At 73.3% G+C, this 8,536-nt stretch carries 8 protein-coding genes; all 8 read left to right on the forward strand.

Features of this window, described 5'->3' with window-relative positions; translation table 11 throughout:
* Window positions 1-233: 233 nt before the first annotated feature.
* Window positions 234-1,757: a phage tail sheath family protein gene (locus ACFV4N_RS35380; RefSeq protein WP_499677018.1), complete on the forward strand. Its 1,524-nt coding sequence runs from the start codon at window positions 234-236 to the stop codon at window positions 1,755-1,757.
* Window positions 1,758-1,800: 43 nt separating this feature from the next.
* Entirely contained in the window at window positions 1,801-2,241 is a 441-nt protein-coding gene (locus ACFV4N_RS35385; RefSeq protein ID WP_499677019.1) for a phage tail protein, read from the forward strand.
* Window positions 2,238-2,714 carry a hypothetical protein gene (locus tag ACFV4N_RS35390; RefSeq protein ID WP_499677020.1) on the forward strand — a complete coding sequence of 159 codons (477 nt, stop codon included), beginning with the start codon at window positions 2,238-2,240 and terminating at the stop codon, window positions 2,712-2,714. The genes ACFV4N_RS35385 and ACFV4N_RS35390 overlap by 4 nt, the downstream gene beginning before the upstream one ends.
* A complete protein-coding gene (locus ACFV4N_RS35395; RefSeq protein WP_380638506.1) occupies window positions 2,711-2,869 on the forward strand; it encodes a DUF6760 family protein in 159 nt (52 codons plus the stop codon). The genes ACFV4N_RS35390 and ACFV4N_RS35395 overlap by 4 nt, the downstream gene beginning before the upstream one ends.
* Before the next feature lie 1,957 nt (window positions 2,870-4,826).
* Window positions 4,827-5,612, forward strand: coding sequence for a hypothetical protein (locus tag ACFV4N_RS35400; RefSeq protein WP_499677021.1), 786 nt, complete (start codon window positions 4,827-4,829; stop codon window positions 5,610-5,612).
* A gap of 26 nt (window positions 5,613-5,638) precedes the next feature.
* Complete coding sequence (locus tag ACFV4N_RS35405) at window positions 5,639-6,070, forward strand: phage tail protein (RefSeq protein WP_499677022.1); 432 nt, start codon at window positions 5,639-5,641, stop codon at window positions 6,068-6,070.
* Window positions 6,071-6,097: 27 nt separating this feature from the next.
* Window positions 6,098-6,862, forward strand: coding sequence for a CIS tube protein (locus ACFV4N_RS35410; protein WP_499677023.1), 765 nt, complete (start codon window positions 6,098-6,100; stop codon window positions 6,860-6,862).
* The coding region (locus tag ACFV4N_RS35415) for a VgrG-related protein (protein ID WP_499677024.1) at window positions 6,859-8,536 on the forward strand (1,678 nt) is incomplete at its 3' end. The genes ACFV4N_RS35410 and ACFV4N_RS35415, both read left to right, overlap by 4 nt.

Here is an 8,536-nt window from a genome sequence, read left to right on the forward strand (position 1 = left end):
CCCCGGCACCCGTCGGTGCCGGGGCGCTCCGCCGTGTGCGAGCGCGCTTCGACGTGCCCGCGGTGCGCGCATGTCTTTTAGGGCAACGGCTCTGCCCCCGGCAGGGGGCCGCCGGCCCTGCCCGCGCGGGCGCGCCCGCAGCAGGCTGGTGGTGCCGGAGCGGAGCAGCCGCCGGCAGCGGAAGACACCCCGGCAGTGGAAGACAGCAGAGCGGACGAGACAGGGGAGCGACCATGCCGCAGTACCTCTCACCAGGCGTCTACGTGGAGGAGGTCCAGTCCGGGGCGCGGCCGATCGAGGGCGTCGGCACCGCGGTGGCCGCCTTCATCGGCTTCGCCGAGCAGGGGCCCTTCCACCGGCCGACCCTGGTGGCGAACTGGAACCAGTACGTCCAGCTCTTCGGCGGCTTCACCGAGGACGCCTACCTGCCGCACGCGGTCTACGGCTACTTCGCCAACGGCGGCGGCGCGGCGTACGTGGTGCGGGTCGGCGGCGAGGCGACGGACGCCGACGCCGAACCGGCCGCGCCCGCGCCGGTCGAGCTGGGCGGCCTGCACGTGGCCGCGCTGCCCGGCGCGGGTCCGGACCTCTCGGTCGAGGTGGCCGACGCCGACGGCGAGAACCCGCCGGAGGACCGCTTCAAGCTGGTGGTCAAGCAGGGCGGCAAGGTGGCGGAGACCTTCGACGTCTCCACGAAGAAGAACGTCAAGAACTACGTCGTGACGCAGGTGTCCGAGCGGTCCAGGCTCATCGCGGTCACCGAGCGGTCCAACGGCGCGCTGGCCCGCCCGGACAAGCAGCAGGTGGCGCTGCCCGCCACGCCCGCGCCGTCGAAGGCGGTGGCCAGGCTGGACGCCCAGGAGTACCTGGGCGACCCGGACGCCCGCACCGGCATGGGCGGGCTGGAGAGCGTCGACGAGATCACCATGGTGGTCGCGCCGGACCTGATGAGCGCCTACAAGCGCGGCCTGATCGACCTGGAGGGCGTCAAGACCGTCCAGTTGGCGATGATCTCGCACTGCGAGCAGATGGGCGACCGGGTCGCGCTGCTCGACGCGCCACCCGGGCTGAACGCGCAGAAGATCCGCACCTGGCGCCTGGACGAGGCGAACTACGACTCCAAGTACGCCGTGCTGTACTACCCGTGGATCAAGGTCTTCGACCCGGCCAACGGGCGCAACACCCTCGTGCCGCCCGCCGGGCACATCGCGGGCGTGTGGAGCCGCAACGACAACGAGCGCGGCGTGCACAAGGCGCCGGCCAACGAGGTCATCCGCGGCGCGGTCGACCTGGAGATCAACATCAGCAAGAACGAGCAGGACCTGCTCAACCCGATCGGCGTCAACTGCGTGCGCGCCTTCCCCGGCCGCGGCATCCGGGTCTGGGGCGCCCGCACCCTGTCCTCCGACCCGGCGTGGCGCTACCTCAACGTGCGCCGGCTGTTCAACTACCTGGAGGAGTCGATCCTGCTGGGCACGCAGTGGGTGGTCTTCGAGCCCAACGACGACCGCCTGTGGGCCAGCATCCGGCGCAACATCACCGGCTTCCTCACCGAGCAGTGGCGGCGGGGCGCGCTGTTCGGCCGCACCCCGGCGGAGGCGTTCTACGTCAAGTGCGACCGGGAGAACAACCCGCGGGAGTCGATCGACCTCGGCCAGGTCGTGTGCGAGATCGGCGTTGCGCCGGTCAAGCCCGCCGAGTTCGTGGTCTTCCAGCTCTCGCAGTTCTCCGACAGCACCAGCCTCGTCAGCGAATGAGCCGCCCCGAGGGGGCGCGTGAACCAGAAAGGCGGCACCACCCATGGCAGAGGGCGATGCTCTTTCCACCCACATCTTCGGCGTCCAGCTCGGCGGCTACACCGTCGAGTCCCTCCAGGAGGTCAGCGGGCTGACCGTCGAGGAGGACGTCGTCGAGGTCTCCCAGGTCACCGAGACCGGCAAGCCGGTGCTGCGCAAGCAGCCGGGCGCGCAGAAGGGCGGCGAGGTGACGCTCACCAGGGGCCTGGACCAGAGCGACACGTTCACCAAGTGGCTCAAGGAGACGTTGGAGAAGGGCGCGGTCACCGCGGCCCGGCAGGACATCACCATCGAGGTCAAGGACACCGAGGGCAACACGGTCCGCCGCATGACGCTGTACCGCGCGTGGGCCAGCAAGTGGGAGGGCCCCTCGTTCAAGGCGGGCGAGTCCAGCGCGGCCACCGAGAAGGTGACCCTGGTGTTCGAGGAGATCACGGTCGAATGAGGCGGCGGACGATCGCGCTCGACCAGCTCGACGAGCTGGTGGAGCCCAAGGAGGAAGCGGAGCGGCGCCCGACCGCCCAGACCGCGCCGAGCGGCCGCGGCGGCCTGCGCACCGAGTTCGACTTCGAGCTGCCGAGGGGCTACGTGGACCCCGACGGCGTGGTGCACCGGCACGGCCGGATGCGCCTGGCCACGGCGCGCGACGAGCTGCGGCCCCAGATCGACCTGCGCGTCAAGGAGAACCCCGGCTACCTCAGCGTCGTGCTGCTCAGCCAGGTCATCACCCAGCTGGGCACGGTCCGCGAGGTCCACGCCGGGGTGGTCGAGCAGATGTACGCCACCGACATCGCCTTCCTCCAGGACTTCTACCGGCGGATCAACAGCGAGGGCCACACCAGGGCGGGCGTGTCGTGCCCGTCGTGCGGCACGGCGTTCGAGGTCGACCTCGCCGGTGGTCGCCTGGGGGAATCGTGACGTACGCGGCCGACCGGCTGCTCGAAGAGGTCGCGTACGTGGCCTACCACTTCCACTGGCCGCGCGAGGAGATCCTCGACCTGGAGCACCACGAGCGCCAGGGCTGGGTCCGCGAGATCGCGCGCATCAACACGAGGGTGAACGAGGGGAGGTGACCCGGTGGGCTTCTGGGACCGGTTGCGGCGCGGGAAGCGCCCCGAGGAGGAGCCGGCGGCCGCGCGGGTCGCCACCCCGGCGGCGCCGGAACGCCCCGCCTGGGACGGCGGGTGGCGGGCGGCCCCGCCGATGGGCGGGGTGGTGCCGGGCGGCGGTGCAGCGGTCGGTGACGGCCTGCGGTTCCGGGACGGGCTGGCCTCCTGGCGGGACCACCGGTTGGGTGGCGAGCTGGGGCACTCGGTGAGCGCGAGCGCGCCGTCCGGGCTGATCGGAGGGGTGATCGGCGCGGAGGTGGGCCGGCGGTCGCGGTACTGGGGCGGCGGGCCGCTGCTGGTGGCCTGGCGCCGGGAGGCAGAGCAGGGTGCCGCTGAGCAAGGGGGCACCGTGCAAGGGGCTACCGGGCAAGGGCGCACCGGGCAGGGGGCCACCGCGCAAGGGGCCACCGGCCAAGGGCGCATCAGGCAGGGGGGCACCGCGCAAGGGGCCACAGAGCAGGGGACCGCCGGGCAGGGGACCGAGTGGGGAGCCAAGCCGGGGGCCGGGCCGAAGGCTCTCGGCGTCGGTTCGATGCCGGTGGCGCAGAGGAGCGTGGCTGCCGGAGGCGCGAAGCCCTCCGGGAAGGCCGGGGCCCGGCCGAAGCACACCGGTGGAAGTGCGACGACCGGCCCGAAGACCCCTGGTGGGACCGGGTCGAAGCCCTCTGCCGAGGCGGTCGGTGCGCTGATCGGGACCGCCGAGGTGGCACCGAGCGCCAACAACCCCGAGCCGACCTCGCTCCAGCCGGTCCAATTGCGCCCGCTCCGACCGCCGCTGACGGTCGCCAAGCGGCCGGTGGGGTCGGTCCGTTCGCTCCCCGTGGTCGGGGTTTCGCCCCCGAAGAGCACGGGCGAGCGGGCGGGACAGGCGGCTTCGACCACCGAGGGCGGCACGCGGCCGGCATCGGCGGCACCCAGGTCCGCTCCCGTGCTCGGAGAACCCTTGACGGCGCTACCCCCGACCGCCACCGTCCCGACCGCCACCAGCCCGACCACCTCCGGCCCAACTACCTCCAGTCCAACTACCTCCAGTCCAACCGTCGCTACCCCGATCATCTCCTCCCCGACCGCCGCCCCGACCAGGTCTGTCCCGACCAGGTCCGCCCGGGCCGCTGCACCAGCCACCTCTGCCCAATCCACTTCTGCCCAATCCACTCCTGCCCGGACCACCTCCGCCCGAACTGCCGCCGCCCCGTCCGCCGGCACCTCCATCCCGGCCACTTCCACCTCAACCGGAGCGGCGAATGCCCCCTTGGTGGCGCGTTCACCGCTGCCAGGGGCCGGTGGACCGGTCCCGGTGGTGCGGCGAGGCACGACGCCGAAGCCCGACTCGGCGGCTCGACCCAGGCGGGGCACCGGTATCGGCGAACCCCTCCCGGCGCTGCCGGCGACGGTGGCCCCCGCGGCTGGTCGGGCGGTGCAGAGGTCGGTGTCCCCGACCAGCGGGCCGGCGACTCCGGTGGTCCACGCGAACGTGCAGCGGTCGGAGCACCGGCGCGACCGGCCGGCGGCGAGCACATCCCCAGGAGCAGGAGTGGTGCCGCCGCTGGGAGTGGGCCGCCCGGTGCAGCGAACGACCGACACCACCACAGCGGCAGGGGAGCGGCCCACCTCCACACCCACGACCGTCCACCCGCCGACCGCACCGGCCCCGACCCGGCTGCCGGTGGTGCCGGTGACCCGGCCTTCGTCCGCCGGGCAGGCCACCGCCCAGAGACCGGCCGCACCTGGTGCACCTCGGCGGACCAAGTCGTCACCTCCGCGCGTGCGGCCCTTGATCGCCGAGCGGCCCCTGGTCACCAACACCGGCACAGGTCTGCCGCCCCAACCGGTGCAGCGCGCGGCGGCACGGCCCGTGGTGCGACCGCAGTGGCCGGGTTCCGGAGCCCCCGCAGAGCCGACCGAGAACAGGAACCACGCGGTGCAGCGGAGCACGACCACCCGGAGCACCACCAACCAGCCCGCGACCGCCCAACGCGCCACCAACCAGAGCACCACCAACCAGCGCACCACCCGGCAGAGCCCCACCGGGAAGAGCGGTCCACCCCCGACCCCACGGGCGTCCAGCCCCGGAGCACCGGCCCCGACCACGCACGTCCAGCGCTACACCGACCACCTGCCCGAGACGGGGGCGGGCAGCGGCGGGAAACCGGTGGTGCGGCCGACCCCGCCCCGCCCCCTCGACAGCGGCCCGAAGCTCCCGCCCCCCGCGCACCCGCACCCGGAGGGCGCACCCGCCGCCCTCGGCCGGGCCCGGACCTCGACCGCGCCGGCCGCCGCTCCGGGACCGGCCGCCGGCCACGTCCCGGTGCGGTGGACGTCGGACGTGCTGGTCCAGCGGCGGACCGCGGAGCACTACGGGCCGACCCCCTCGCCGCAGCGGGCGCCGGGCCAGACCTCCCGGGCGCCGGGCCAGACCTCCCGGGAACAGGGCCCGACCTCCCGGACGGCGAGCCCGACCTCCAGCGGGTCGAGCCCCCACCGGGTCGCGGGCCGCGCGGACGGTCCCACCCCGCCCGCCGGACGCGTGACCGCCGGCGACCAGGCCCCCGACCGCGCCGACGCCGGGAACCGGCCGGGTGACCTGGCCCCGCGCGACCTCGACGACCTGGCCCGACGGCTGCTCGAACCGGTCGGCAGGTTGCTGCGCGCCGAACTGCGCCAGGGGCGCGAGCGCGCCGGCCGACTGCACGACCGCCGCCGCTAGCCGGCCGGCCCGAACAAGGAGCACCCATGAGCGACGACGTCTTCGCCAGCAGCGTCTTCTTCCGGCTGACCATCGCCGACGACGACCTCGGCATGTTCCACACCTGCGAAGGTCTCGGCGCGCAGGTGGAGGTCGAGCAGTACGCCGAGGGCGGCAACAACGGGTTCACCTGGAGCCTGCCCTCGCGCATCACCTGGTCCAACATCACCATGACCCGGCCGGTGACCGGCGACTCGGCCAAGGTCCTCAAGTGGTTCAACGAGGTCCTCAAGGAGGCAGACCGCGAGGACGGCGAGATCGTCGCGCTGGCGCCGGACCTGACCCCGATCGTCAGCTGGCAGGTGATGGGCATCATCCCGGTCCGCTGGCAGGGCCCCTCCTTCGACCCGAACCAGTCCCAGGCCGCCGTCGAGACGCTGGAGTTCGCCCACGAGGGCCTCCAGGCGTCCGGCGACTGAGCGCGCGAGCGGCGAGGAGGGCGGACCGTGGCATCGAAGTTCCAGGCCGGCGCCGCCAAGGCCGGCAAGGCCGCGGCGGCGCACTTCGGCTCCGGCCTCGTCAAGGCGCAGCTCGTGATCATGGAGCCGCCGGCGGCGAGCGGCGGCAAGCCGGGCGGGCGACTGGCCACGGTCAAGTTCCAGTTCAACCCCAACAGGCTCTCGCTGAGCAAGAACGTCGAGTGGCGGCGCGAGCCGGCGCGGATGGCCGACCAGGCGTCGTTGCCGGAGTTCGTCGGCAGCGGTCCGCGGTCGCTGAGCGTGGACGTGTTCCTGGACGCGACCTCCGAGCACGACAACTCGGTGGAGGAGGGGGTGGAGAAGCTGATGATCGCCTGCGTGCCGACCAAGGCCAGCCTGCGGAAGAAGACGCCCGCGAGCCCGTGGGTGCGCTTCGAGTGGGGCACCGCCAAGTCGGTGTCCTTCGACGGCGTGCTGTCCGGCCTGTCGGTGGAGTACTCGCTGTTCGACGTGGACGGCAAGCCGCTGCGGGCCACCTGCTCGCTGTCCATCGAGGAGGCGGGGGTCGGCACGCCCGGCCAGAACCCGACCTCCGGTTCGCGCGAGGCCCGGCGCACGCACCGCGTGGTCGCCGGGGACAGCCTGCCCCAGCTGGCGTGGCGGGAGTACGGCGACGCCACCGCGTGGCGGGTCATCGCCGAGGCCAACGACATCGACGACCCCATGGTCCTGGCGCCCGGCACGGAGCTGCTGGTGCCGGGCACCGCGGACGAACCGGAGGAGGAGCGGTGACCACGTCGAACGCGACGGGCGACAACCACGGGGCCAGTGCGGTGGTCAAGGTGGACGACAACGAGCTCCGCGCCGAGGCGGGCAACCTGGTCCGCTGCGTCGTGGACGAGAACGTCGGCCTGCCCGACAGCGCCGTGCTGACCTACCGGGACCAGAACAGGAAGCTGCTGGAGAAGAACAACGTCAAGATCGGCAGCAAGCTGGAGGTGCTGATCGCGGCCTCCGTCGTGCGGACCCCCGTGCGGGTGTTCACCGGCGAGGTCACCGCGCTGGAGATGGACTACGAGCGCCCCGGGGTGTTCGTGGTGATCCGGGCGACGAGCCGGGCGCACCGCCTGATGCGCGGCCGCAAGGTGCAGGCGTTCCGCAACATGTCCGCCTCGGCCATCGTGCGGAAGGTCGCCTCGGGCGCCGGGTTGGCCGTGGGCAGGCTCGACGTCGCCAACGTCACCTACCGGCACCTGAGCCAGGCCGGCGTGTCGGACTGGGACTTCCTCCAGTCGCTCGCCCAGGAGCACGACGCCGTGGTCCGGGTCGACCAGCGGGGTCACCTGGAGTTCGTCAAGCTCACGCCCGCGAGCAAGGCGCCGAAGGCGTCGGCCTCGAGCGACCCGCACGTGCTGGGCTTCGGCGACAACATCCACTACCTGCGCGCCGTGCTCACCACCGCCGACCAGGCCAACGGCGTCGAGGTGCGCAGCTGGGACGTCGCCACCAAGAAGGCGCTGGTGGCGGTGCAGCCCAACACCCCGAGCAAGACCGTCAAGCCGGGCCTGGCCGCGAGCACGGCCAACGCGAAGTTCCCGACGAAGGCGCCCCTGCTGGTCACCGACACCCCCTACGCCACCCAGGCCGAGGCGACCCGCGCGGCGCGCTCGCTGGAGGCGTCCACCGGCGCGGGCTTCGGCGAGCTGGAGGCCCTGGTCGACGGGAACCCCCGGCTCCGCGCGGGCGACCCCGTCACGGTGGCGCACTACGGCCCCGACTTCGACGGCGGCTACACCGTGACCGGCGCGCGCCACGTGATCGACGCCGACACCGGCTACCACACCACGCTCACGGTCAGCGCCTCCTACGACCGGTCCCTCGCGGGCCTGGTCACGGGCGGGAACGCGCCCGCCCGCAGCCCGCGGATGCCCGGCCTGGCGACCGGGATCGTCACCGACATCAAGGAGCCCGGCCGGGACCAGCGCGGCTGGGTGCGGCTGAAGTTCCCGTGGCTGGACGACACCTACGTCACCGACTGGGTGCGCACCGTGCAGTGGGGCGGCGTCGGCGGTGGCGGGGTGTTCAGCCCGGAGGTCGACGACGAGGTGCTGGTCGGCTTCGAGCAGGGCAGCCTGGACCGGCCCTACGTGATCGGCGGGCTCTACAACGGCGTCGACAAGCCCTCGCCGCACGGTCGCCCGCTGGTGGACCCCCTGCGCGGCAAGGTCAACCGCCGCTCCGTCTCCGCCCGCAACGGCAACCGGCTGGAGCTGCTGGACAGCCGGGCCGCGTCCGGTGTCCGGCTGGTCACGGGCGACGGTCGGCTGGAGGCGCTGCTCGACGACAAGCTGAACCGGATCGAGGTGTCCGTGCGCGGCCCGAAGGGCGCCGGCGCCCTCAGCTCGCTGACGCTCACCGGCACCGGCGCCACCATCAAGGCCGGCACGGGCTCCGTCACGCTCGACG

Origin of the sequence: Actinosynnema sp. NPDC059797, from assembly GCF_042732085.1 — a bacterium.
Taxonomy (GTDB): Bacteria; Actinomycetota; Actinomycetes; order Mycobacteriales; family Pseudonocardiaceae; genus Actinosynnema.

What these genes read in the sequence shown, in the direction of transcription:
- ACFV4N_RS35380 (WP_499677018.1), top strand. Translation starts at nt 234, where the DNA reads ATGCCGCAGTACCTCTCACCAGGCGTCTACGTGGAGGAGGTCCAGTCC.
- ACFV4N_RS35385 (WP_499677019.1), top strand. Translation starts at nt 1,801, where the DNA reads ATGGCAGAGGGCGATGCTCTTTCCACCCACATCTTCGGCGTCCAGCTC.
- ACFV4N_RS35390 (WP_499677020.1), top strand. Translation starts at nt 2,238, where the DNA reads ATGAGGCGGCGGACGATCGCGCTCGACCAGCTCGACGAGCTGGTGGAG.
- ACFV4N_RS35405 (WP_499677022.1), top strand. Translation starts at nt 5,639, where the DNA reads ATGAGCGACGACGTCTTCGCCAGCAGCGTCTTCTTCCGGCTGACCATC.